Annotated in this window: 20 protein-coding genes; 14 read left to right on the top strand and 6 right to left on the bottom strand. The window is 31.0% G+C overall.

All coding sequences use genetic code 11. The annotated features are described in order from the left end of the window. Nucleotides 1-6 precede the first annotated feature (6 nt). The 12 genes from SY27_RS09200 (at nucleotide 7) to SY27_RS09145 (ending at nucleotide 17710) form a co-directional block, all read left to right on the top strand. Nucleotides 7-1311, top strand: a complete 1305-nt coding sequence (locus SY27_RS09200; RefSeq protein WP_045969498.1) for a c-type cytochrome — start codon at nucleotides 7-9, stop codon at nucleotides 1309-1311. A gap of 36 nt (nucleotides 1312-1347) precedes the next feature. After that, entirely contained in the window at nucleotides 1348-4383 is a 3036-nt protein-coding gene (locus SY27_RS09195) for a TAT-variant-translocated molybdopterin oxidoreductase (RefSeq protein ID WP_045969496.1), read from the top strand. Between the two features lie 30 nt (nucleotides 4384-4413). Further along, a complete protein-coding gene (gene nrfD / locus SY27_RS09190) occupies nucleotides 4414-5823 on the top strand; it encodes an NrfD/PsrC family molybdoenzyme membrane anchor subunit (RefSeq protein WP_045969494.1) in 1410 nt (469 codons plus the stop codon). A gap of 4 nt (nucleotides 5824-5827) precedes the next feature. After that, the gene (locus tag SY27_RS09185) at nucleotides 5828-6352 is read left to right on the top strand and encodes a DUF3341 domain-containing protein (protein ID WP_045969492.1); all 525 of its coding nucleotides are present in this window, start codon (nucleotides 5828-5830) and stop codon (nucleotides 6350-6352) included. 8 nt (nucleotides 6353-6360) lie between these two features. Then, nucleotides 6361-6906 carry a cytochrome c gene (locus SY27_RS09180; protein ID WP_045969490.1) on the top strand — a complete coding sequence of 182 codons (546 nt, stop codon included), beginning with the start codon at nucleotides 6361-6363 and terminating at the stop codon, nucleotides 6904-6906. 30 nt (nucleotides 6907-6936) lie between these two features. Further along, nucleotides 6937-8292, top strand: coding sequence for a hypothetical protein (locus SY27_RS09175; protein WP_045969488.1), 1356 nt, complete (start codon nucleotides 6937-6939; stop codon nucleotides 8290-8292). Nucleotides 8293-8311: 19 nt separating this feature from the next. Continuing rightward, nucleotides 8312-9460, top strand: coding sequence for a cytochrome c oxidase subunit II (locus tag SY27_RS09170; protein WP_045969487.1), 1149 nt, complete (start codon nucleotides 8312-8314; stop codon nucleotides 9458-9460). A gap of 40 nt (nucleotides 9461-9500) precedes the next feature. Continuing rightward, nucleotides 9501-11270: a cbb3-type cytochrome c oxidase subunit I gene (locus SY27_RS09165; protein ID WP_045969485.1), complete on the top strand. Its 1770-nt coding sequence runs from the start codon at nucleotides 9501-9503 to the stop codon at nucleotides 11268-11270. 78 nt (nucleotides 11271-11348) lie between these two features. Next, nucleotides 11349-12371: a Holliday junction branch migration DNA helicase RuvB gene (ruvB, locus tag SY27_RS09160; protein ID WP_045969483.1), complete on the top strand. Its 1023-nt coding sequence runs from the start codon at nucleotides 11349-11351 to the stop codon at nucleotides 12369-12371. Between the two features lie 9 nt (nucleotides 12372-12380). After that, nucleotides 12381-13715 (top strand): cytochrome P450, encoded by a 1335-nt coding sequence (locus tag SY27_RS09155; protein ID WP_045969481.1) that lies wholly within the window; start codon nucleotides 12381-12383, stop codon nucleotides 13713-13715. A 10-nt stretch (nucleotides 13716-13725) separates the two neighbouring features. Then, nucleotides 13726-14652, top strand: coding sequence for a tRNA epoxyqueuosine(34) reductase QueG (queG, locus tag SY27_RS09150; protein WP_045969480.1), 927 nt, complete (start codon nucleotides 13726-13728; stop codon nucleotides 14650-14652). Nucleotides 14653-14707: 55 nt separating this feature from the next. Then, a complete protein-coding gene (locus SY27_RS09145) occupies nucleotides 14708-17710 on the top strand; it encodes a T9SS type B sorting domain-containing protein (protein ID WP_045969478.1) in 3003 nt (1000 codons plus the stop codon). 119 nt (nucleotides 17711-17829) lie between these two features. Here the strand turns inward: SY27_RS09145 and SY27_RS09140 are convergent, their stop codons facing one another. The 6 genes from SY27_RS09140 to SY27_RS09120 form a co-directional block, all read right to left on the bottom strand. Beyond that, nucleotides 17830-18228: a hypothetical protein gene (locus SY27_RS09140; RefSeq protein WP_045969476.1), complete on the bottom strand. Its 399-nt coding sequence runs from the start codon at nucleotides 18226-18228 to the stop codon at nucleotides 17830-17832. 22 nt (nucleotides 18229-18250) lie between these two features. Next, complete coding sequence (locus SY27_RS09135; protein WP_045969474.1) at nucleotides 18251-18637, bottom strand: GreA/GreB family elongation factor; 387 nt, start codon at nucleotides 18635-18637, stop codon at nucleotides 18251-18253. Nucleotides 18638-18671: 34 nt separating this feature from the next. Beyond that, nucleotides 18672-19952, bottom strand: coding sequence for a Glu/Leu/Phe/Val dehydrogenase (locus SY27_RS09130; protein ID WP_045969472.1), 1281 nt, complete (start codon nucleotides 19950-19952; stop codon nucleotides 18672-18674). A 1-nt stretch (nucleotide 19953) separates the two neighbouring features. Then, a complete protein-coding gene (locus tag SY27_RS18875) occupies nucleotides 19954-20100 on the bottom strand; it encodes a hypothetical protein (RefSeq protein ID WP_161794143.1) in 147 nt (48 codons plus the stop codon). A gap of 201 nt (nucleotides 20101-20301) precedes the next feature. Beyond that, nucleotides 20302-21624: a sigma-54 dependent transcriptional regulator gene (locus SY27_RS09125; protein WP_045969470.1), complete on the bottom strand. Its 1323-nt coding sequence runs from the start codon at nucleotides 21622-21624 to the stop codon at nucleotides 20302-20304. Further along, the gene (locus tag SY27_RS09120; protein WP_045969468.1) at nucleotides 21624-22721 is read right to left on the bottom strand and encodes a sensor histidine kinase; all 1098 of its coding nucleotides are present in this window, start codon (nucleotides 22719-22721) and stop codon (nucleotides 21624-21626) included. The genes SY27_RS09125 and SY27_RS09120 overlap by 1 nt, the downstream gene beginning before the upstream one ends. 209 nt (nucleotides 22722-22930) lie before the next feature. Here SY27_RS09120 and SY27_RS09115 point away from each other — a divergent pair, with 209 nt between their 5' ends. Both SY27_RS09115 and ruvA read left to right on the top strand, forming a co-directional pair. Then, complete coding sequence (locus SY27_RS09115) at nucleotides 22931-25225, top strand: NADP-dependent malic enzyme (protein WP_045969466.1); 2295 nt, start codon at nucleotides 22931-22933, stop codon at nucleotides 25223-25225. A gap of 38 nt (nucleotides 25226-25263) precedes the next feature. After that, nucleotides 25264-25845: a Holliday junction branch migration protein RuvA gene (ruvA, locus tag SY27_RS09110; RefSeq protein WP_045969465.1), complete on the top strand. Its 582-nt coding sequence runs from the start codon at nucleotides 25264-25266 to the stop codon at nucleotides 25843-25845. The last annotated feature ends 1 nt before the right edge of the window (nucleotide 25846 follow it).

Raw genomic sequence — 25846 nt, 5'->3', positions numbered from 1 at the left:
TTAAATATGAAAAAGGTGGGTAACCATAAATCGTTTTCAAGGATTTTCTTCAGCTTAGCTTTAACGCTGTCTTTTTCTTTATCTGTGTTTTCTCAGGATGCTGCTGCTGAAGCGCCAGCTCCAACAGGTGCTGATCCTGTAAAAGGTAAAGAGTTGTTTAATACAAATTGTGCAGCTTGTCATGCTTTGGATAAAGAAATGACTGGACCAGCATTAAGACATGTTGCGGATAAGTATGATAAGGAATTTCTTCACAAGTGGATTAGAAATAATACAGAGCTTATTAAAGCAGGTGATGCAACAGCATTAAAAATTTTCAATGATAATGGTCAGAAACCAATGACTATTTTTCCACAATTATCTGATGGAGATATTGATGCTATTTTAGCGTATACTTCTCAAGAGAAAGTGGTTGTGGAACCACCTGTAAAAGAGGAAGGTACGGTTGAGTCTTCTGGAGGTTCAGGAATTTCAAACAATGTTATTTTAGGAGCTTTGTCTTTAGTTTTATTAATGTTAATTGTAATGTTGTTCTTGGTGAACAATGTGCTAACTAAAATAGCTAAGGCAAATGGGATTCAAGTTCCAGTAAGTGAAAAATCACTTCCTATTTGGAAAGCGTTTGTGAAAAACCAGTTCCTTTTAGTGGTATCTGCAATATTATTCTTATTGTTTGCGGCTTATTTTGCTTATGGATATCTAATGCAAGTGGGTGTAGATCAGGGATATGAGCCAATTCAGCCAATTCATTATTCTCATAGAATTCATGCAGGAGATAATGCTATCGATTGTAAGTATTGTCACTCTGCTGCAAGAGTTGGTAAGCACTCTAATATACCTTCATTAAATGTTTGTATGAATTGTCATAAAAACATTAGTGAAGTTGCTCCAGAAACTTTAGCAGAAGGAAACGAATTTGGTGTAAATTATAATGATGAAATCCAAAAACTGTATGATGCGGTTGGTTGGGATAAGTCAACTCAAAAATATACAGGGAAGACAACTCCAGTGAAATGGGTTAGAATTCATAACTTGCCTGATTTTGTGTACTTTAATCACTCACAGCACGTTTCTGTTGCAGGAGTTGAATGTCAAACATGTCATGGTCCTGTCGAAGAAATGGAAATTATGAGACAACACTCTTCTTTAACGATGGGTTGGTGTGTTAATTGCCATAGAGAAACAAATGTGAAAGTGGAAGATAATGAGTATTACACAAAAATACATGAAGAACTTTCTAAAAAGTACGGTGTTAAGCAATTAACAGCAGCTCAAATGGGTGGTTTGGAATGTGGTAAATGTCACTACTAATAAATAAAAATTAAGAAGCTAATATCAATATACAATATGGCATCAAACAAAAAATACTGGAAAAGTGTTGAAGAGCTAAACGAAAATAGCTCTATTGTTGAGACGCTAAGAAACAATGAGTTTGTTGAGCAGATTCCTGTAGATGAGTTTTTAGGAGACAAAGAAAATTTATCAAATACTTCAACTTCTCGTCGTGACTTTTTAAAATATGTAGGATTTAGCACTGCGGCTGCTTCGTTAGCTGCTTGTGAAGGTCCTGTTGTGAAATCTATTCCTTACGTAGTTCAACCAGAAGAAATTATTCCTGGTGTAGCAGATTTTTATGCTACGACTATAGCTGATGGATTTGATTTTGCTAATATTCTCATCAAAACTCGTGAAGGTCGTCCAATTAAAGTTGAAAACAATAATTTAGAAGGGTCTAATACAGGTGCAAATGCAAGAGTTCATGCTTCTGTTCTTTCTTTATACGATAGTTTACGTTTAAAGCAACCTAAGATTGAAGGTAAACCTGCATCTTGGGGAGAAGTAAATGCTAAAGTGAAAGCAAGTTTAGAAGATGCCAAAGCAAAAAATGCTTCTGTTGTTTTGTTAACAAATACATTAGCAAGTCCTTCAACGGATGCTTTAATAGCAGATTTGAAAATAAAATATCCAACAGTAAAGCATATAACTTACGATGCGATTTCTGAATCTAATGCATTAGATGCTTTTGAAGCAGTATATGGAGTTAGAGCTTTAGCAAATTATGATTTTTCTAAAGCAGATGTAATTGTTTCTGTTGGAGCTGATATATTAGGAGATTGGCAAGGTGGAGGATATGATGCAGGTTATGCTCAAGGACGTATTCCTAAAAATGGAAAAATGTCTAAGCATATTCAAATTGAAGCAAATATGTCTTTGGCTGGTGCTAATGCAGATAAGAGAATTCCATTGACAATTGCACAACAAAAGAATGCTCTTGCTGATTTGTATAGTGCTGTAGTAAACGGTGCTACGCCTAAAAATGCAGAAATTGCAAAAGTGGCTAAGCAGTTGATTTCTGCTGCTGAAAAAGGTGTTGTTGTAACAGGTTTAGATGATTTAGATGCACAATTAGTTGTTTTAGCAATAAACAATAAATTAATGTCTGCAGCATTTAATCCAAATGCTGCAAAGTTAACACGTAACGGTAATGCAAAAGAAGTAACTCAATTAGTAGCAGATATGAAAGCAGGAAGTGTTCATACACTTATTATGAGTGGAATAAACCCTGTTTACACATTGCCGAATTCTAAGGATTTTTCTGAAGCACTTAAGAAAGTTAAGCTATCTGTTGCTCTTTCTATGAAAGAAGATGAAACGGCTAAATTAGCTACGATTGCTGCGGCTGCACCTCATTATTTAGAATCATGGTCAGATGTAACAATTGCAAGAGGTCATTATAGTATCATGCAACCAACTATTCGTCCTTTGTTTGATACAAAACAATTTCAAGAAGTATTGTTGACTTGGACTGAAAATAGTGCAACGTATTATGATTATTTAAAAGGTTTTGCTGCAAATCAAATTGTTGGAAAATCTTGGAATCAAGTTGTTCATGATGGTTTTGCAACTACAGAAACGTATGCTTTAACAGCAAATATAATTGATGTTTCTGCTGCTGCGGCTAAATTAGGACAAACAAAATCTTCTGGATTAGATTTAGTTTTATATACTAAAACAGGATTGGGAGATGGACAACAAGCAAATAATCCTTGGTTACAAGAATTCCCAGATCCTATTACTAGAGTGTCTTGGGATAATTATGTAACGGTTTCTAAAAAAGATGCTGAAAAATTAGGATTAGAAAATTGGAATGTTGCCAATGGAGGTTTAAACGGAAGTTATGCTACGTTAAAAGTTGGTAGTGCGACACTAGATAAAGTTCCAGTAATAATTCAACCAGGTCAAGCAGTTGGAACAATTGGTTTAGCTTTTGGTTATGGTAAAACTGAAGGAATGAAGCAAGAAATGCAAGTTGGTGTTAATGCTTATACATTATATAGTAACTTAAATGCTAATCAATCAGTAACAATTACTAAAACAGATGGAGAACATGAGTTTGCTTGTGTTCAATTACAAAAAACATTAATGGGTCGTGGAGATATTATTAAAGAAACGACTCTTGAAATATTTAATACGAAAGATGCTAAAGAATGGAACCCAATTCCAATGGTGTCTTTAGATCATAAGGCAACTCCTGCAACAGAGGTTGATTTATGGACTTCTTTTGATAGAAGCACAGGTCATCATTTCAATTTATCGATTGACTTGAATGCTTGTACAGGTTGTGGAGCTTGTGTTATAGCTTGTCATGCTGAAAATAACGTTCCTGTAGTAGGTAAATCTGAAGTAAGAAGAAGTAGAGATATGCACTGGTTGCGTATCGATAGATATTATTCTTCTCAAGATACATTTAATGGAGATGTTGAGTTGAAAGAAAAAACTTCTGGATTAATGAATTCAATAAGTACTTTAGGTGCGATGGAAGATCCATCTGAAAACCCTCAAGTAGCATTTCAACCAGTAATGTGTCAACATTGTAATCATGCTCCTTGTGAAACTGTATGTCCAGTTGCTGCTACTTCACATGGTAGAGAAGGACAAAATCACATGGCATATAATAGATGTGTAGGTACTCGTTATTGTGCGAATAACTGTCCATATAAAGTAAGACGTTTTAACTGGTTCTTATATAATAAAAACACTGAATTTGATTACCATATGAATGACGATTTAGGTCGAATGGTATTAAATCCAGATGTGAATGTACGTTCTCGTGGAGTTATGGAAAAATGTTCAATGTGTATTCAAATGACACAAGCAACTAAATTACAAGCTAAGCGTGAAGGTAGATTAGTTAAAGATGGTGAATTCCAAACAGCATGTTCTGCGGCTTGTACAAGTGGAGCAATGATATTTGGAGATGTGAATGATAAAGAAAGTCAGGTTGCTAAATTAGTAGAAGACGAAAGAATGTATCATTTACTAGAGCATATTGGTACTAAACCAAATGTGTTCTATCACGTTAAAGTTAGAAACGATAAATAAGTATTAATTTAAGAAACAATATAAAGGATTATGTCGTCTCATTACGAAGCACCCATTAGAAAACCTTTAGTAGTAGGAAGTAAGTCTTACCACGATGTTACTGTAGATGTGGCTAGACCAGTTGAAGGTAGAGCTAATAAACAATGGTGGATTGTATTTTCAATTGCCTTAACAGCTTTCCTTTATGGTTTGGGCTGTATGATTTATACTATCACTACAGGTATTGGTACATGGGGATTAAATAAAACTGTTGGTTGGGCATGGGATATTACCAATTTCGTTTGGTGGGTAGGTATCGGTCATGCTGGAACCTTAATCTCTGCTGTATTATTATTATTCCGTCAAAAATGGAGAATGGCCATTAACCGTTCTGCAGAAGCAATGACAATTTTCTCTGTAATGCAAGCTGGATTATTCCCTATTATTCACATGGGTAGACCATGGTTAGGATATTGGGTATTACCTATACCAAATCAATTTGGATCATTATGGGTAAACTTTAACTCTCCATTACTTTGGGATGTATTTGCAATATCAACATATCTATCTGTATCATTAGTGTTCTGGTGGACAGGTTTACTACCTGATTTCGCAATGTTAAGAGATAGAGCAATTACACCGTTTACAAAAAGAATATATTCTACATTATCATTCGGATGGAGTGGAAGAGCTAAAGATTGGCAACGATTTGAAGAAGTTTCTCTTGTATTAGCAGGTTTGGCAACTCCACTTGTACTTTCTGTACATACAATTGTATCTTTTGACTTTGCTACTTCTGTTATTCCAGGTTGGCATACAACAATTCTTCCTCCGTATTTCGTGGCAGGAGCAATTTTCTCTGGTTTTGCAATGGTAAACACACTGTTGATTATTATGAGAAAAGTGTCTAACTTAGAAGATTATATTACTATTCAGCATATTGAATTAATGAATATTGTAATTATGATTACAGGTTCTATAGTTGGATGTGCATATATTACTGAGTTATTTATCGCTTGGTATTCAGGAGTAGAATATGAACAGTATGCATTCTTAAATAGAGCAACTGGTCCTTATTGGTGGTCATACGCTTTAATGATGTTATGTAATGTAATTTCTCCACAAGTTATGTGGTCAAAGAAAATACGTACAAGTATAATGGCATCTTTCATAATTTCAATTGTTGTTAACGTAGGAATGTGGTTTGAGCGTTTTGTAATTATTGTTACTTCATTACATAGAGATTATTTACCATCTTCTTGGACGATGTTCCAACCTACATTTGTTGATGCAGGTATTTTTATCGGAACAATAGGATTCTTCTTTGTATTATTTTTATTATATTCTAGAAGTTTCCCAGTTATTGCACAAGCAGAGGTTAAAACTATTTTGAAATCGTCTGGTGACAATTACAAAAGAGAGAGAGAATTAAACGATCATAATCATTCAGACAATCATTAATATCATGAGTAATAAAGTTATACACGCTATATATAATGACGATGATGTTTTAATGGATGCTGTAAAGCAAACAAGAGCAGCTCATCATCATATTGAGGAGGTTTATACACCTTTCCCAGTGCATGGTTTAGATAAAGCAATGGGGTTAGCTCCAACAAGAATTGCAATTGCATCATTTTTATATGGTTTAGTTGGAATATCAGTTGCAACAGCAATGATGAGATACATCATGATTGTTGATTGGCCACAAGATATTGGAGGAAAGCCAAGTTTTAGTTATATAGAAAATATGCCAGCTTTTGTGCCAATTATGTTTGAATTAACAGTCTTTTTTGCAGCACACTTAATGGTAATTACCTTTTATATGAGAAGTAAATTATGGCCATTTAAAAAAGCAGAAAATCCTGATGTGAGAACAACAGATGATCATTTCTTAATGGAAGTTGGCGTTCATGGCAATGAGGAGGATATGATTTCTTTCTTTAAGTCTACAGGAGCTGTTGAAGTAAAAGTAATAGAAAAGCATTAATACAAGATATGAAAAGCTTATATAAAATAGTAGCAGTAGTAGGGTTATCTTTCATGGCAACATCATGTTTTGATAAATCTAAACCAAACTATCAATTTTTTCCGAATATGTATGAAGCGGTTCCTTATGAAACCTATTCAGAACATGATGTGTTTAAAAATGGTGTAGAAGGTCAAATACCGGCTGAAGGTTCAATAAAGAGAGGTTTTGTACCTTATGAAATTCCAAATACAACGGAAGGATATGCTTTAGCTAAAGAAACATTAAAGTCTCCTCTAGATTCAATTTCGGTTAATCCTGAAAAAGGAAAAGAGCTATTTAATATTTACTGTGCTATTTGTCATGGTGATAAAGGAGATGGAAAAGGAAATCTTGTTAAAAGAGAAAAGTTCCTTGGAGTTCCTAGTTATAAAGATAGAGAAATAACTGAAGGTAGTATTTATCATGTAGTTACTTATGGATTAAATTCTATGGGGTCTCATGCTAATCAATTGACGCAAGAAGAAAGATGGCAAGTGACAGATTACGTTTTAAAACTTAAGTCAGAATTATAATTGTAAAACACTTTTTTGAAAATTATTAATATGTATACGTTTTCAAGTAAATTAAAAACTTTTTCATTAGCTCTAATGGTCTTAGGTATCATAGGGATTGGTATTGGCTTCATGTCAGTTCCAAATAAAGAGGAAGTTAAAGAGATGTTAAAACAGGGTCATGGTCATCATGAAAGTGCAACATCACATGATACTCATGAGTCAAAAGATAGTCATGTTAAGCAAAATGTTTCTCATGATACTCACAAGTCAGAGGAAGTTCATGCTGATAAAGAACATGAAGAGCATGTTGAGCATGTGTTACATCAACAACAAAACAAACCTTGGTCTGCATTTTATGTAGCTTGTATTTTCTTTATGCTTATTAGTGTTGGAGTTTTGGCATTTTATGCTATTCAACAAGCAGCGCAAGCTGGATGGTCTCCAATATTATTTAGAGTAATGGAAGGAATTACAGGGTACTTATTACCTGGGTCAATTATATTCTTTTTGTTTTTAGTATCTTCAGGATTCCATTTAAATCATATTTTTATATGGATGGATGAATCAGTTGTAGCTAAAGACCATTTATTACAAGCTAAAGTAGGATATTTAAATGTTCCTTTCTTCTTAATAAGAGCAGCAATATTTTTAGCAGGTTGGAATATTTATAGATATGTATCTAGAAAGAATTCAATTGCTCAAGATAGCGCTACTGACCATTCTTTCTATAAGAAAAATTTTAAATGGGCAGCAGGATTTTTAGTTTTCTTTATTGTATCGGAATCTATTATGTCTTGGGACTGGATAATGTCTGTAGATCCTCACTGGTATAGTACTTTATTTGGTTGGTATGTATTCGCAAGTTTCTTTGTGAGTGGAATTACAACTATCGCTTTAGTTACTTTGTATTTGAAATCTAAAGGATATTTAGAAAATGTAAACACAAGTCATATTCATGATTTAGCTAAATTCATGTTTGGTATTAGTATCTTCTGGACATATTTATGGTTTTCACAATTTATGTTAATATGGTATTCTGATATTCCAGAAGAAGTTACATATTTTGTTACTAGAATAGAAAACTATAATCTACCATTTTTTGGAATGCTTGTTATGAACTTTTTATTCCCATTATTAATATTGATAAATACTGATTTCAAACGTTTATCATGGATTATAGTAATGGCTGGTATCGTAATATTATTTGGACATTATATAGATTTCTATAATATGATTATGCCTGCAACTGTAGGAGATCAATGGTTTATTGGATGGTCTGAAATAGGTTCAATATTATTCTTCCTTGGATTATTCATATTTGTAGTGTTTAATGCACTTACTAAAGCACCATTAGTGGCTAAAGGAAATCCTTTAATGGAAGAAAGCAAACATTTTCATTATTAATATTTAAAGTAATAAACAAATGACAAGTTTATTGATATTCTTAGTTTTAGTTTTAATTGGAATTGCGATTTGGCAGTTAACTAAAATTTTCGATTTAACTCAAGTAGGCGTAGATTCAGATAATTCTGAAGTTGCTAATGATAAAGATAATAGTGTTAATGGTTATTTAATGTTTGCCTTTGTTGGATTCATTTATATCTTTACCATATATTCTTTATTTGAATGGAGTGATTTAGTTTTAGGTACTCCAGCTTCTGAACATGGTGTTGAAGTTGATAATTTGATGTATATTTCAATGTTATTGATCTTTTTTGTTCAGACTGTAACTCAGTTTTTACTACATTATTTTGCTTTTAAATACAGAGGTAAAAAAGGACAAAAAGCATTATACTTTGCTGATAATAATAAATTAGAAGCAGTTTGGACAATAATTCCTGTGATTGTATTAGCTGGATTAATTCTTTATGGCTTGTATACATGGAATAATATCATGTTCTATGAGGAAGATGAAGATGTTATCTATGTAGAATTATATGCAAAACAATTTAGTTGGGAAGCAAGATATGCAGGTGAAGATAATACATTAGGAAAAGCAAATGTTAGGTATATTGAGGGAATAAATACTTTAGGTGTTGACTTATCAGATCCAGCAGCTCAAGATGATAAAGTAGTAACTGAATTGCACTTGCCAAAAGGGAAGAAAGTAGTATTTAAAATACGTTCTCAAGATGTTCTGCATTCGGCTTATATGCCACATTTTAGAGCTCAAATGAATTGTGTTCCTGGTATGATAACTCAGTTTGCGTTTGTTCCAACAGTAACTACTGCTGAAATGCGTCAAGACGAAGCAATTATTGCTAAGGTTGATAAAATCAACAAAATTAGGGCTAAGAAAAGCACTGAATTAGTTGCTAAAGGAGAAGAAGCGTTAGATCCATATACTTTTGATTATTTATTGTTGTGTAATAAAATTTGTGGAGCTTCTCATTACAATATGCAAATGAAGATTGTAGTTGATACTCCAGAAGATTTCAAGAAATGGTTAAATGAAAAACCAGCTTTAGCACAACAATGGAAAGAGGCTAATGCACCTGCTGAACCAGAAGTTAAGCAAGATGTTACACCAGAAATGGTTATTGATTCTACACTTATTGTAGACAATCATTAATCATTAAAATTTGAAAGTTATAAAATTATAATATAAGATTATGTCAGCACACGAACACGGTCATCACAAAGAAACATTTATTACTAAATATATTTTTAGTTTAGATCATAAGATGATTGCTAAGCAATACCTTATTACAGGCTTATTAATGGGAATTATAGGAGTTTTATTATCTATATTTTTCCGTATGCAAATAGCTTGGCCAGAAGAATCTTTTGGTATTTTTAAATTCTTTTTAGGAGAAAACTTTGCACCAGGTGGTGTAATGAAAAATGATATTTATCTTGCTTTAGTTACAATACATGGTACAATAATGGTATTCTTTGTATTAACGGCTGGGTTAAGTGGTACATTTAGTAATTTACTTATTCCATTACAAATTGGAGCAAGAGATATGGCGTCTGGATTTATGAATATGCTTTCATATTGGATGTTCTTCGTTTCTTCTGTAATTATGGTTGCTTCTTTATTTATTGAATCAGGACCAGCATCTGCTGGATGGACTATATATCCTCCTTTAAGTGCATTGCCTCAGGCAATTGGTGGTTCAGGATTGGGAATGACTTTATGGTTAGTATCTATGGCTATATTTATTGCATCTTCATTAATGGGATCTTTAAATTATGTAGTTACGGTTATAAACATGAGAACAAAAGGTATGACAATGACAAGATTACCACTTACGGTATGGGCGTTTTTTGTTACTGCAATAATTGGTATTGTTTCTTTCCCAGTATTGTTCTCAGCAGCATTATTATTGATTTTTGATAGAAGTTTTGGAACATCATTCTTCTTATCTGATATATTTATTCAAGGGGAAGTTTTACATTATCAAGGTGGTTCACCAGTATTGTTTGAGCACTTATTCTGGTTCTTAGGACACCCTGAAGTATACATTGTATTATTACCTGCATTAGGTATTACTTCTGAAATTATAGCTACAAACTCAAGAAAACCAATTTTTGGTTATAGAGCTATGATTGCCTCAATATTAGCAATTGCTTTCTTATCAACTATTGTTTGGGGGCACCATATGTTCGTATCTGGAATGAATCCATTTTTAGGATCGGTGTTTACTTTTACAACGTTATTAATTGCAATTCCTTCAGCAGTAAAAGCTTTTAATTATATTACAACATTATGGAAAGGAAACTTGCAGTTGAACCCAGCAATGCTATTTTCAATTGGTTTAGTTTCAACATTTATTACCGGAGGTTTAACAGGAATTATTTTAGGAGATAGTACTTTAGATATTAATGTTCATGATACTTACTTTGTTGTTGCTCACTTCCACTTAGTAATGGGTATATCTGCACTATACGGATTCTTTGCAGGAGTTTATCATTGGTTCCCAAAAATGTTTGGAAAAATGATGAATAAAAACTTAGGATATGTTCACTTTTGGGTTACAGCGGTTTGTGCTTACGGAGTTTTCTTCCCAATGCATTTTATAGGAATGGCTGGTTTACCAAGACGTTATTATACAAATTCAGCATTTCCATTATTTGATGAGTTAGCAGATGTTAACGTGTTAATCACAATGTTTGCAATTGTAGGAGCAGCTTTTCAAATTGTTTTCTTTTGGAACTTCTTTTATAGTATGTTCTATGGTAAAAAAGCACCAAAAAACCCTTGGAGATCTAATACTCTTGAATGGACAACACCAGTTGAACATATTCATGGAAACTGGCCAGGTGAAATACCAGAAGTACACCGTTGGGCTTATGATTACAGTAAGCCAGGTCATGATGATGATTTTGTACCTCAAGTAGTTCCAATGAAAGAAGGTGAAGAAGAATTACATCATTAAGATTTTAAAATATACATTTAAAAAACCTTTCCTTTCAGGAAAGGTTTTTTGTTTTTAACTTTGCTTATATTTGTTACTATGAATGAGAATTTAGACCCTAATAAAGAGAGATTTACACCTCAAGATTTAGATATTGAGAAGGCTTTACGTCCTTTAAGTTTTGATGATTTTGCAGGACAGGATCATGTTTTGGAAAATTTGAAAGTTTTTGTTGAAGCAGCAAATCAAAGAGGAGAAGCACTAGATCATTCATTATTTCATGGTCCTCCAGGTTTGGGTAAAACAACATTGGCTAATATTTTGGCAAATGAATTAGGAGTTGGAATAAAAATCACGTCAGGACCTGTGTTAGATAAGCCAGGAGATTTGGCTGGTTTATTAACAAATTTAGAAGAAAGAGATGTCTTATTTATTGATGAGATTCATCGTTTAAGTCCTATAGTTGAAGAGTATTTATATTCTGCAATGGAAGATTATAAAATAGACATTATGATTGAAAGTGGGCCAAATGCAAGAACAGTTCAAATTCATTTGAATCCGTTTACATTGGTTGGTGCAACAACCCGTTCAGGATTATTGACTGCTCCAATGAGGGCTCGTTTTGGTATTCAAAGTAGATTACAGTACTATAATACAGAATTATTAGCTACAATTATTGAACGTAGTGCTACTATTTTAAAAGTTGAAATTGATCTAGAAGCAGCAATAGAAATAGCAGGAAGGAGTAGAGGAACACCGCGTATTGCAAATGCGTTATTGAGAAGAGTTCGTGATTTCGCTCAGATAAAAGGAAATGGTAGAGTTGATATAGAAATTACAAAGTATGCTTTAAAAGCACTAAATGTAGACGCAAATGGGTTAGATGAAATGGATAATAAAATTTTATCAACTATAATCGATAAATTTAAAGGAGGACCAGTTGGATTAACAACATTGGCTACTGCTGTTTCTGAAAATGGGGAAACAATCGAAGAAGTTTATGAACCGTTTTTGATACAAGAAGGGTTTATTATGAGAACACCTAGAGGAAGAGAAGTTACAGAGAAGGCTTATAAACATCTAGGAAAAATAAAAGCAAATATACAAGGAGGCTTGTTTTAATGTAAAAATATGAATTCCTCTAAAAAAATTCCTGAAGTAACTGTTTTTAAGTTTCTAAAACATTCATTATCGATTTTAAAAAATCCGTTACCTTTTCATAAAGCTAATTTTAATTTTCATGGTGATATCTTCAAATTAAATATTGGGTTTGGAAATTCTGTTATTTTTTCTAGAGATGCGAGTTTGTTGAGTTATGTGCTTCAAAAGAATCAAAAAAATTATACAAAGTCACCTATACAAACAAGAGATTTGGCTAAATATGTAGGAAAAGGACTTTTAACGTCAGAAGGAGAAAAATGGCAAAAACAACGCAAATTAATTCAGCCTGCTTTTCATAAAAGTCAATTATTGCTATTATTAGAAAATATCCAATCTATAATTGAATTTGAATTAGATAAAATAGTATGTAATAAACCGATTGATGTTTTTCCGATATTTAATGATTTAGCATTTCAAACAGTTGTAAAGTCATTGTTTAGTTCTGAAGTTAGTGATGATGAGATTAATAAACTTCAATATGTGACTGAGGTTACTCAACAAATGTTAGTTAAAGAATTGCGTCAACCTTATTTAGGTTGGTGGTTTAAGGCATCTGGAGACATTAAAAAACATTTAGGCTTAATAAATGAATCGAGAGACATTTTAAGAGGAATTGTAAATAAAAGAAAGCAGAATAATATTAAACAGAATGATTTATTAGAAATGTTGCTTAATGCTCAATATGAAGATGGAAGTATTATGGAAGAGCAACAATTACTAGATGAAATTTTAATTTTATTTGCGGCAGGACATGAGACAACATCAAATGCTTTAACATTTACAAGTGAATTGTTAGCTAGAAATAGTATTGCTCAAGATAAAATATTAGAAGAAGTTAAACGACTTAAAAAGGAATCTTCAGATATTATGTATTGGTTGAAAAATGCAAGTTATACCAAGCAAGTTATTGAAGAATCAATGCGATTATTTCCTCCAGCATATTTCATTGATAGAATTAATAAAGAAGATGATGAATATGAGGGATTTCATTTTCCTAAAGGATCAAGCATATTGTTTTCAGTTTATGAAATTCATAGACATCCTGATTTTTGGGAAAATCCAGAAGAATTTATTCCTGAACGTTTTTCAAATGAAAGTGTAAAGTTCTCTAAAAATTATTTTCCTTTTGGAGCAGGTCAACGTATGTGTATAGGAAATAATTTTGCAATGTATGAAATGATTTTAGCAATAATGACTATCGTTGAACGATATCAAATAATAGAAAAAACAACGCCAATTAAAATAAAGCCTTTAATTACACTTAAGCCTTTAGATGCTATATTAGAGTTTAAACTACGATTGTAAAATCTGTAAGATGAATAATAAAGAAAAATATTCATTATTAATAAAAGAAGAAGCTAAGCGATTAGGATTTCTTTCTTGTGGTATTTCTAAAGCAGAATTCTTAGAGGAAGAAGCACCTAGATTAGAAAATTGGTTAAATCATCAACATAATGGTCAGATGGCTTATATGGAAAACCATTTTGATAAGAGGCTTAATCCTACGCTATTAGTAGATGGTGCAAAAAGTGTTATTTCGTTGTTATTAAATTATTTTCCTTCAGAAAAACAAAATGAAGATTCATATAAGATTTCAAAATATGCTTATGGTCAAGATTATCATTTTGTAATAAAAGAAAAGCTAAAAGAACTATTAAATTTTATTCAAGAAGAGATAGGTGAAGTTTCTGGAAGAGCATTTGTAGATTCTGCACCTGTTTTAGATAAAGCTTGGGCTGCAAAAAGCGGATTAGGTTGGGTAGGAAAAAACAGCAATCTTATTACTCAAAAAGTGGGTTCTTTCTATTTTATTGCAGAGTTAATAGTTGATTTGAATCTGGAATATGATACTATAACTACAGATCATTGTGGCTCTTGTACAGCTTGCTTAGATGCTTGTCCTACAGAAGCTATAATAGCACCTTATATTGTTGATGGGAGCAAATGTATTTCATATTTTACAATTGAGTTAAAAGAGAATATTCCTTTAGAAATGAAAGGTAAATTTAATGATTGGGCATTTGGGTGTGATGTTTGTCAGGATGTTTGTCCTTGGAATCGATTTTCAAAACCACACAATGAACCTCTTTTTAATCCTAATAAAGAGTTGCTGTCTTTTTCTAAAAAAGATTGGGAAGAAATAACAAAAGATACTTTTAATAAAGTATTTAAAAATTCAGCAGTAAAAAGGACTAAATTAGAAGGGCTACAAAGAAACATTAGTTTCTTGTTAGGTAAATGATAAGTTAAGGAGATTGAAATATTTTATATATTTGGAACACTAAAATTCCAATACTGTGAAAAAACATTACTACCTATTACTTATTATTCATTTATCATTTTTTAGTTTTTCTCAAAATTTACCAAATGATTGTCAAAATTATATCCAAGCATGTGACAATCAAAATATTTCTTATAATGTTTCAGGAGCCGGTGTTCAAGAAATTATTCCAGAATCATGTAGCAGTAGTGAGCACAATTCACTTTGGTTAAGAGTTACAATAGATCAACCGGGAACTTTAGGTTTCACAATTGCTCCACAAAGTACAGATATAAATGAAGATTATGATTTTTGGGTTTTCGGACCAGTGTCAGATTGTAGTAATTTAGGAACTCCCATACGTTGTTCTACTACAAACCCTGCTGCTGCTGGACAAACCAATAATCATACAGGATTAAATGCTTCGTCAATTGATATAAATGAAGGACCAGGTGCTGATGGTAATGGTTTTGTAAGACAACTAACTGCTCTGTCTGGTCAAAGCTATTTTATAGTAATTGATAGACCAATAGGAAATTCTCCTTTCTCCTTGACTTGGACAGGAACTGCTACTATTTTGAATCCTTTTAAAAATATAAATTTTCCTGATTATCCTGATGTAGTTCTTTGTGATGAAGGCTTAGATAATTTAGAATTGTATGATTTTTCAGTTTTAGATAATACTATTTTAACAGGCCTAACAGATTTTTTTATAACATACCATAATTCTTTGCAAGACGCATCATTAAATAATAACCCAATTATTGGAGCAGCTAATTTAAATGAAGGGACATATTATGCTAGAATTTCATCATTAACAGCACAGTGTACTGAAATAAAAACAGTTAATCTAATTTTTGATAATATATCTACAAATGATGTAATAGAAACCGTTTGTGAAAACACAGCAGCAAATACAATTGATTATGATTTAAGCAATTCGAATAATAGTATTTATACAGGAACGCAAGTAGTAACGTATAAATATTTTACAAATTTAACAGACGCAAATAATAATGCAAATGAGATAACAAATTGGCAAAATAGAACATTGTCATTGGGTTCACATGAGTTTTATGTTCGAACTGAAAAAGGAACTTGTTTTGATACTTCAAAGTTAATCATAAATGTAATTCAAAGGCCAGTAATTAACCCTATAGTAGAATTAAAGCAATGTGATGATGATACAGATGGGTTTAGTGCTTTTAATCTTACGGAAGCAGAAGATCTAATTGTCGCTAATTCAACAGGTTTGACAATAAGCTATTTCCTAAATTTAACAGATGCACAAGACAATATAAATACGATTACAAATGTTACATCTTTTGTTAATCAAACTATAAACACACAAACTATATATTATAGAGTAACAAATACTAATGATTGTTTTAGAGTTGGTCAATTAGATTTAATAGTTTCTGCAACTCAAATTCCAACTACTTTTTCACCAATAGTCATTACTTCTTGTGATGATACTTTTGGAACTAATAATGATGGAATCGCAACTTTTGACTTTAGTGGAACTCAAACTGTAATAGCAGGATTGTTTACAGGGCAAGTGGTAAATGTAACGTTTTATGAAAATGTTCAAGATGCTTTAGCAGAAGTTAATCAAATTGATATAGCAAATGCTTCAGCATATACGAATGATAATTCACCAAATACGCAAGATATTTATGTAAGAGTTGATAGCGATTTGAATAATGATTGTGTCGGTTTAGGTAAGTATGTAAGTTTGCAAGTTGAAAATCACCCTATTGTTCCTCCAAAAGAAATAAGAGGTTGTGATGATGATAATGACGGAATAATAGATTTTATAACAACTGATATTGAAACAGAATTATTAAATGGATTAACAAATGTGTCAGTAACATATATAGATGCTAATAATGTAGTATATGATGATTTACCAAATCCATTTACTACAGCATCTCAAATAATGACAGTTACACTTAAAAATGACACGGCAAAAGAATGTCTTTTTGTAACAACGTTAGAATTTATTGTTGATAACAAACCAACAGCAAATCCAATTCAACCAGATTTACTTGTAAAATGTGATGATGATGAAATAAATCCATTGCAACAAAATGGTAAATTTAATTTTGATACATCAACTTTTGATAATATAATTAAAGGGACTCAAACTAGAGTCGTTATTGAATATTATGATGAGAATAATGATTTATTACCAAGTCCGTTACCAAATCCTTTTGAAATAGGGACACAAGATATAACAGTCAAAGTTATAAATGAAGATAATAATGATTGTTATGATACTATTGTTTTGTCGTTTATTGTAAATCCAGTTCCTAATATTTATATTGAAGGAGAGGAAGAGATTATTTGTACTGATGACCCTAGTGATTCACAAGTTTTAAATGCAGGATTAGTTGATGAAACAACCATTGACGATTATACATATCAGTGGTATTTTAATAATCAAATTATTGTTGGAGCAGATCAATATAATTTAACGGTTACAAATTCAGGAAATTATAGTGTAGATGTAATTGATAATAATTTGTGTTCTAGTACAAGAAACATTGTGGTAAATCCATCAAATATTGCTGTAATTAATAATATAGAAATTGTTGATTTGGTAGATTCAAATACAATAACAGTTTTAGTAACAGGTGATGGAAATTATCAATATAGTTTAGATGGAGAGAATTATCAAGAGAGTAATGTTTTCTATGACGTTCAAGCTGGATTAAAAACGGTGTATGTTTATGACTTAAATGGTTGTGGTATTACATCAGAAACAGTAAGTGTTTTATCTGTCCCAAAATATTTTACACCAAATGGAGATGGAATTAACGATTTTTGGAATGTTAAAGGGTTTAATGAAAGATTTCAAGAAAGCACTTTGATTTCTATTTTTGATAGATATGGAAAATTATTGAAGCAAATTTCGTCATTTTCTCAAGGATGGGATGGAACATTTAATACAGTAAATATGCCTTCCTCTGATTATTGGTATTCAATTGAATTATTAGATGGACGAGTTAAAAAAGGACATTTTTCATTAATAAGATAGAAAATATAAATAAAACACCAGTTTTTACACTGGTGTTTTAACTGCAAGCAACGAAAACGTTCTGCGAAAATGTAATTAATTTGAAGAATAATTAAATTTAAAAAAGCAGAATTTTTTATTTAAGTAAGGTTGTTTTGTTCATTTATTTTTAAATAAGCAAGCCTTTTTAATTTTTTATATTGAAATAGAAAAGATTCAATATTATTTTTAAAAAGGATGTGGTCATTTAAATAATAAGTTTCGCATTCAATGTCTTCACATTCTTTTAATCCGTCTGTTTTTCTAATGTAAAATATTAGATTTGCTAGTAAAATGTTATTTTCTTTTTCTTTTGTTTCTAGTTTTTCAATAATTTTACTATAGATGTCATTGTCTTTTTTGTTTTTTAAAAGCTGTTTAAAAAATACTATTTCGGCATTAATACAGTCTACTTCTTCTTTCCATAAAAGAATATCTTTATTGATAAATTGTCTCTCAATATCATCTTTGTCATAATGCTTTTTGACTAAATTATTCATCCTTTTAAGTATTTATAATTGTTTAATTTTTAACAGAGATTATCTCTATTGTGCTTATTCCAGTAGGGAACTGCCAATTGATTTTATCATTTTGAGCATAACCAAATAAAGCAAGGCCCATTGGAGCTAATACAGATATTTTATTATTTGCTACATCACTTTTTTCTGGAGTAACAATTTGATATGTTCTTTCTTTATCAAAAGCTGTTTTAATGGTTACAATAGAATTAAATCGAACAATGTCTTCAGGTATTTTTGCACTATCAAGTACTTTTGCTTCTTTTAATTCATCTATTAATTTTTCAAAAGACAATCGATATGTTTTATCATTTTTATTGTGAGAATTCGAAAAAAGGTGCTTTAAAGTTTCAAGTTCTTTTTTATCAATAATTATTTTTCCGTACTTCATGATTCAAAAATTAGTTTTAATTAATTGATCTTTATTAAGGGAAAATTCCTCTTTCAATATAGGCTGTTTCAATTCGACTAATAGCTATTGTATATGCAGCCGTTCTCCAATCAATTTTATTAGTATTAGCTAGTTTTTCAACTCTTTTATAGTTTATAGTCAGTTTTTTTTCTATTTTAAACATCACTTCGTCTAATGGCCATAATTCTCCATTTCTATTTTGAAGCCATTCAAAATAACTTCCTATAACTCCTCCTGAATTACATAAAATATCTGGTATTATGGTAACATTTTTATTAAGTAATATATGTTCTGCTTCATTGTTAATAGGGCCATTAGCTCCTTCTGCAATAATTTTAGACTTAATTTTGTCTGCGTTTTTTTCTGTTATTTGATTCCCTAAAGCAGCAGGAATAATAAAGTCACATTCTAAACCGAAAAAATCATCAGGATTCATTTCTATTGCACCTTCAAAACCTTTGGTAGAACCTTTTCTAGGTTTGCAATGTTCGTATAAATCTTCAACAGAAATTCCATTAGTATTAATTAGAGTAGCATGAGCATCTTGAGTCGCAATTAAAATAGCTCCATCATTATTTAAAAAATGAGAAGCCCAATAGCCAACGTTTCCGTAGCCTTGTACAATAAATTTCTTTCCTTTTAAAGTTTCGTTTCGTCCTTCAAATAACAATCTAAGAGTTAGATAAACACCAAAGCCTGTGGCTCTATCTCTACCTTCTAAACCGCCACTTCCAACAGGTTTTCCTGTTACAACATGTTTGTGGTTAGATCTTTCATTAGGAGATTTAGTAGACATGAATGTGTCTGCCATCCATGCCATTGTTTGTTCATTTGTGTTTACATCAGGTGCAGGAATATCATATTCAGAACCAATGTTATCACCTAATGCATAAGTAAATCGTCTTGTAATTCTTTCAAGTTCAGATAATGAATAGTTTCTTGGGTCAATTTGAATTCCACCTTTTGCACCACCATATGGTAATCCTGCTAATGATGTTTTCCAAGTCATCCACATGGCTAAAGCCTTTGCATCATTTACATCAACAGTTGGATGATATCTCAATCCTCCTTTATATGGACCTAATGCATTGTTGTGCTGTACTCTATAACCTGTAAATATTTCAACATTACCATTGTCCATTTTTACAGGGAAATGGATAATTATTTCGTTATTAGTGATAGACAAAATCTTTCTAATATTAGAATTAAGATTCATTGAATCTGCAGTTTTGTTAAACTGTTCTAATACATTGTCTAGCATTGTTTTCTGTTTTTTTACTTCTAAAATTTCCATATTATTTATATTCTTCACAATATTTTTTTTTATTTTCTATCCAAGTACAGAATATGTTATTTTCGCAATTTGAACAAATTCCAATAAGACTATTTGTAGTGCTTATTTCTTCAAGTAAAGAAGATTCAGGATCAAGTAAAGTTTCCATATTTTATAATTTAATATGAATCCTATTAATCAATCTGTGTGCCATATTTTTTTGATTTTATGTAATTGTTTAAAAATCAATTAATTGATTTTTATTTTTTGTTCTTGCTTTATTTTTAATATGAGTATATATACACCAAACGGGGTGTTTTACCCCGTTTTTTCCTTTGAAGCTATTAAGTGTGCTAAAAAAAGAATATTATTATTTTAGAAGCTTTTGTCTTAGTGTTTTTCGGTCTATTTGTAGAATTTCTGCAGCTTTTGTTTTGTTATTATTTACAGCAGCTAGAACTTTTAAAATATATGATTTCTCAATTTCATGTAAGGACTTCAGTTTTTCATGTTCTATTGGTTCTTTGTACTTTAATGATTTAGGTAATGAGTTGGTATCAATAATTTTATCGCTTAAAATAATAAGGCGTTGAATAATATTTTCTAGTTCTCTAATGTTTCCTGGCCAATTATGTCTAGTTAGAATGTCAATAGCTTTTTGAGTTATTTTAATATCGGGTTTTCCATATTCTTTTCCATATTTTTTCAGGAAAGTAGTAATCAACACAGGGATGTCTGTTTTTCTATCTCTTAAAGGCGTAGTTTCAATGTTTACGACATTAAGCCTATAGTATAAATCTTCTCTAAATGTACCATTTTCAATGGAGTTTTGTAGATTACTATTAGTCGCAGAAATAATTCTAACATTTATTTTTTGTGGCTTTTGAGAACCAATCATATAAATTTCTTTTTCCTGTAAAACTCTAAGAAGTCTAGTTTGAACAGAATGTGTCGCTGTTCCTATTTCATCTAAAAAGATAGTTCCGTTTTCAGCAGCATGAAATAATCCAGCTTTAGTTTCATTTGCTCCAGTAAATGCACCTTTTACATAACCAAATAATTCAGATTCAATCAGATTTTCAGGAATTCCTCCACAATTGACAGATATAAAAGGTTTTGATGCAAAATTACCATTATAATGAATTGAACGTGCAATTAACTCTTTTCCTGTGCCACTTTCTCCTTGTATTAAAACGGTTGCTTTATTGTTTTTTACTCTTTTTATGATGTCAATTAACTGTGTGTGTTCTTTAGATATCCCTACTAAATTAGTAATAAAATCATCGGAATCTTCTACTTTTTTATTTAAAGGATTCTTTTTTTTATTTTTAAGGCAATTATGGATTGATTTTTTTAATTCTTCAAAAGTAAATGGTTTTGTTAAATAGTCTAATGCTCCAGATTTTACAGCATTAATAGCAGTATCCACAGAAGGAAACCCTGTTATAACTAATTTAGGGATATTAGGAAAATGTTCATCAGCATATTTTATAAGCTCAATACCGTTTATTTCAGGCATTTGTAAATCTGTAATTAAGAGATCAATAGTAGAAGATTTTAAAATGTCTATAGCTTCAATAACAGAAGTGGCCTTATATGAATGAAAGTTTAGATCTTTTAAATTACGTTGTAGTAATTCTAGCATATCATAATTGTCATCTACAATTAAAATGTTTTCTTTTTTTAAACTCATCACTTTTCTTTTAGAGGTAAAATAATTTGAAAATTAGTCCCTTTAGGTTTGTTGTTTACTACTTTTATTTCGCCTTTATGACTTCTAATTATTCCATGAACAACGCTTAGTCCAAGACCTGAACCTTCACCTATTGGTTTTGTCGTAAAAAAAGGTTCAAATATCTTAGGTTTAATTTCTTCATCTATTCCAGAACCTTGATCTTTAATTTCAATTATAAAGTTTTCTTTTTTAGAGTTAACCAATATGTCAATTTTACTTTCAAATGGAGATACATAGATTGCATTCATAATAATATTGAAAAGTACTTGTGTTAATTGAATTTCGTCTATTTGTGCTTTTATATTATGATCTTTAAAAGTTACATTGCAAGTAATATTCGCTTTTTTGAAGTTTGGCCCTAATAATGTGACTGCTTGAAGAATAATAGGTTTTATTAATAAAATCTCTTTATTTTGAGGCATTTCACAAGAGAAAAACATTAATTTTTTTACAATTTCCCTAGAGTAAATAGCAGCATTAATAATTTTTGAAATATCCTTATCTATAGATTTTACTTTGTTTTCTTTTTTGATAAGTTCAGCAAAACCAAGAATATTTCCTAAAGGAGTGTTTAGTTCATGTGCAATTCCTGCGGTTATTTCTCCTAAAATTGAAAGTCTGTCGTTTCTTTCTGCCGATTGTTTTAGCTTTTCTTCTTTTTCTTTACGCTCTTTGTTTTCTAAAAACTGACTTGTTTCTACACTTATTTTTTCAAGTAGATTGTATTCTTCTTCCAAAAAATCATCTATAGATAATTTAGGAGAAGGATAATGGATTTTTATAAAACCAACTTCATTGTTTTCTATAAAGGTTTTACGATCAATATATACAGTTTTTTGAGGTAGAACATTCGTAAGTATTTTCAAATCTTTAAACACAATCTCTACTATGGCATCGTCAGAATATTTTAAAGCTTTTTCTAAATTTTGACCAATGTTAGTCAAAACCTCTTCAATTGTTATATTCTTTTGATTAATTATATGAGTTGTTTCGTATAAACAAACTAATTCTTTGATTCTTTCCTTTAGTCTTTCTTTAGTTGATAATGATGGCATAAGTGTTTGTTTTATGAAAAAATCGGGGAATTATTCCTCAACACAAAAGTATGTTTTTTTTATGCATAATTTGTTTTAAAAAAGAGTTAAAAGTTTAAGCATATTTATTAGTTAAATTAAAAATAAAAAAATGATTCAAAAGAGTTTCTTTAAAATTTCATTTTCTCATGAACTCTTATATCTTTGTAAGTTAGTATAAAAATAATTATATGCATAAGGATACAAAAAGAAGAGAGGCATTATTATATCATGCAAAACCGACACCTGGTAAAATACAAGTGGTGCCAACAAAAAAATATGCAACACAAAGAGATTTATCACTAGCATATTCTCCAGGAGTAGCAGAGCCATGTTTAGAAATAGAAAAAGATATTAATAATGTTTATAAATATACAGCAAAAGGAAACTTAGTTGCTGTAATATCAAATGGGACTGCTGTTTTAGGACTTGGAGATATAGGTCCAGAAGCATCTAAACCAGTAATGGAAGGAAAAGGACTTTTGTTTAAAATTTTTGCAGATATAGATGTTTTTGATATTGAAGTAGGAACAAAAGATGTTGAAGAATTTATTCAAACAGTAAAAAATATTGCACCTACATTTGGAGGGATAAATCTTGAAGATATAAAAGCTCCTGAATCTTTCGAAATCGAAAGGAGATTAGTAGAAGAATTGAATATTCCTGTAATGCACGATGATCAGCATGGAACAGCAATTATTTCTTCAGCAGCATTATTAAATGCTCTAGAATTAGCAAACAAAGAAATAGATAAAGTTAAAGTAGTAGTTTCAGGAGCAGGTTCAGCAGCATTAGCTTGTGCTAATTTATATGTTTTATTAGGAGTAAAAATTGAAAACATTTTTATGTTTGATAGAGCAGGAATGCTAACTACTTGTCGTGAAGATATTTCTGATTTACAAAAAAGATATGCAAAGTCTTGCGAGCCAAAATCATTGAAAGAAGCAATTGTAAACGCAGATGTTTTCTTAGGATTGTCAGTAGGAAATATTCTAACTTCAGAAATGTTATTGACAATGAACAATGATCCAATTGTTTTTGCAATGGCTAATCCAGTTCCAGAAATTGATTATAATGTTGCAATAAATACTCGCGAAGATATTATAATGGCTACTGGTCGTTCAGATCATCCTAATCAAGTAAATAATGTACTAGGTTTTCCTTATATTTTTAGAGGTGCATTAGATGTGCGTGCTAAAAAGATTAATGAAGAAATGAAGATGGCTGCGGTTAGAGCATTGGCTGAATTAGCAAAAAGCCCAGTTCCAGAACAAGTGAATGTGGCTTATGGTGAAACAAAATTAAACTTCGGTAGAGATTATATTATTCCAAAACCTTTTGATCCTAGATTAATTGCTGTTGTTGCTCCAGCAGTTGCCAAAGCAGCAATAGATTCAGGTGTTGCCCAAATTGAAATTAATGATTGGGAAAAATATGAATTAGATTTATTAGATCGTTTAGGTTCTGATAATAAGATGATTAGAATGTTGGTTAATCGAGCAAAAACAAATCCTAAAAAAGTAGTTTTTGCAGAAGCAGATCATTTAGATGTTTTAAAAGCAGCACAAATTGTTCATGAGGAAGGAATTGGAATTCCTATTTTATTAGGAAATAAAGAGATAATTCAAGAGCTAAAAACAGAAATAGGGTTTGATGCAGATGTTACTATAATAGATCCTAAAACAAAAGAAGAAGATAGTAGTAGAGCAAAATATGCTAAGTCTCTTTGGGAAGCAAGAAAAAGAAGAGGAATTACGTTATTAGATGCCGAAAAATGGATGAGAGAACGTAATTATTTCGGATTGATGATGGTTAATGCGGGAGAAGCAGATACAATGGTAACAGGATATTCTAGAAGTTATCCTTCTGTGGTAAAACCAGTATTGGAATTAATTGATAGGGCGCCAGGAGTTTCACGTATTGCAACTACAAATATGATGATGACTACGAGAGGACCAATATTCCTTTCAGATACAGCAATCAATACGAATCCAACAGCAGAAGAGTTAGCTAAAATTGCATTAATGACGGCAAAAACACTTAGAATGTTTGGTATGGAGCCAGTTATGGCAATGGTTTCTTTTTCAAATTTTGGCTCATCTGAGAGCGAGAATCCTAAGAAAATTAGAGAAGCAGTTGCATATCTTCATAAATATTATCCAGATTTAATAGTTGATGGAGAAATACAAACAGATTTTGCTTTAAATCCGGAAATGTTGAAAAGCAAGTTCCCTTTCTCTAAGTTAGTTAATAAAAAAGTAAATACTTTAATTTTTCCAAATTTAGATTCAGCAAACATTACTTATAAAATGATGAAAGAACTGAACAAGACAGACTCAATAGGTCCAATAATGTTGGGGTTAGATAAACCAGTGCATATTTTCCAACTAGGAGCTAGTGTTGAAGAAATGGTAAATATGGCAGCAGTTTCAGTTGTTGATGCACAAGAAAAAGAAAGAAAATTTAAACAGTCTATTAATAAATAATATTTTATATTTTTGACTATTAACATATTAAATATATAATGATAACTCATATCCAAGGGAAACTAGTTGAAAAAACACCAACAGAAGTAATAATAGATTGTAATGGAATAGGGTATCATATAAATATATCATTGCATACTTTTTCGCTTTTGCCAGATAGTGAGAATTTGAAACTTTTTACTTTTTTACAAGTAAAAGAAGATTCGCAGACTTTATATGGATTTGTAGAAAAAAAGGAAAGAGAATTATTTAAGCTATTAATTTCTGTTTCTGGAATTGGAGCTAATATTGCAAGAACTATGTTGTCTTCTTTAGATCCTCAGCAAATTATACAAGCTATAGCTTCAAATGATGTTCCAACTATACAAAGTATAAAAGGAATTGGGGCAAAAACGGCTCAGAGAGTTATTTTGGATTTGAAGGATAAAGTGTTAAAAGTTTATGATTTAGATGAAGTTTCTTTAACTTTTAACAATACAAATAAAGAAGAAGCGTTATCTGCATTAGAGGTTCTAGGTTTTGTTAGAAAAACGAGTGAAAAAGTTATTGATAGAATTGTAAAAGAATCCCCAAATGCAACAGTTGAGACCTTAATAAAACAAGCATTAAAAAACTTATAAG

The organism is Flavobacterium sp. 316, assembly GCF_000967805.1.
In the GTDB taxonomy this organism is placed as follows: domain Bacteria; phylum Bacteroidota; class Bacteroidia; order Flavobacteriales; family Flavobacteriaceae; genus Flavobacterium; species Flavobacterium sediminilitoris.
The sequence above is the reverse complement of the archived record's forward strand: the minus strand, read 5'-3'. Positions and strand labels throughout refer to the sequence as shown.

Bases quoted from the DNA above. Each gene is read 5' to 3' on its own strand.
- SY27_RS09200 (WP_045969498.1), top strand. From the start codon at position 7: ATGAAAAAGGTGGGTAACCATAAATCGTTTTCAAGGATTTTCTTCAGC.
- SY27_RS09195 (WP_045969496.1), top strand. From the start codon at position 1,348: ATGGCATCAAACAAAAAATACTGGAAAAGTGTTGAAGAGCTAAACGAA.
- nrfD (WP_045969494.1), top strand. From the start codon at position 4,414: ATGTCGTCTCATTACGAAGCACCCATTAGAAAACCTTTAGTAGTAGGA.
- SY27_RS09185 (WP_045969492.1), top strand. From the start codon at position 5,828: ATGAGTAATAAAGTTATACACGCTATATATAATGACGATGATGTTTTA.
- SY27_RS09180 (WP_045969490.1), top strand. From the start codon at position 6,361: ATGAAAAGCTTATATAAAATAGTAGCAGTAGTAGGGTTATCTTTCATG.
- SY27_RS09175 (WP_045969488.1), top strand. From the start codon at position 6,937: ATGTATACGTTTTCAAGTAAATTAAAAACTTTTTCATTAGCTCTAATG.
- SY27_RS09170 (WP_045969487.1), top strand. From the start codon at position 8,312: ATGACAAGTTTATTGATATTCTTAGTTTTAGTTTTAATTGGAATTGCG.
- SY27_RS09165 (WP_045969485.1), top strand. From the start codon at position 9,501: ATGTCAGCACACGAACACGGTCATCACAAAGAAACATTTATTACTAAA.
- ruvB (WP_045969483.1), top strand. From the start codon at position 11,349: ATGAATGAGAATTTAGACCCTAATAAAGAGAGATTTACACCTCAAGAT.
- SY27_RS09155 (WP_045969481.1), top strand. From the start codon at position 12,381: ATGAATTCCTCTAAAAAAATTCCTGAAGTAACTGTTTTTAAGTTTCTA.
- queG (WP_045969480.1), top strand. From the start codon at position 13,726: ATGAATAATAAAGAAAAATATTCATTATTAATAAAAGAAGAAGCTAAG.
- SY27_RS09140 (WP_045969476.1), bottom strand. From the start codon at position 18,228: ATGAATAATTTAGTCAAAAAGCATTATGACAAAGATGATATTGAGAGA.
- SY27_RS09135 (WP_045969474.1), bottom strand. From the start codon at position 18,637: ATGAAGTACGGAAAAATAATTATTGATAAAAAAGAACTTGAAACTTTA.
- SY27_RS09130 (WP_045969472.1), bottom strand. From the start codon at position 19,952: ATGGAAATTTTAGAAGTAAAAAAACAGAAAACAATGCTAGACAATGTA.
- SY27_RS18875 (WP_161794143.1), bottom strand. From the start codon at position 20,100: ATGGAAACTTTACTTGATCCTGAATCTTCTTTACTTGAAGAAATAAGC.
- SY27_RS09125 (WP_045969470.1), bottom strand. From the start codon at position 21,624: ATGAGTTTAAAAAAAGAAAACATTTTAATTGTAGATGACAATTATGAT.
- SY27_RS09120 (WP_045969468.1), bottom strand. From the start codon at position 22,721: ATGCCATCATTATCAACTAAAGAAAGACTAAAGGAAAGAATCAAAGAA.
- SY27_RS09115 (WP_045969466.1), top strand. From the start codon at position 22,931: ATGCATAAGGATACAAAAAGAAGAGAGGCATTATTATATCATGCAAAA.
- ruvA (WP_045969465.1), top strand. From the start codon at position 25,264: ATGATAACTCATATCCAAGGGAAACTAGTTGAAAAAACACCAACAGAA.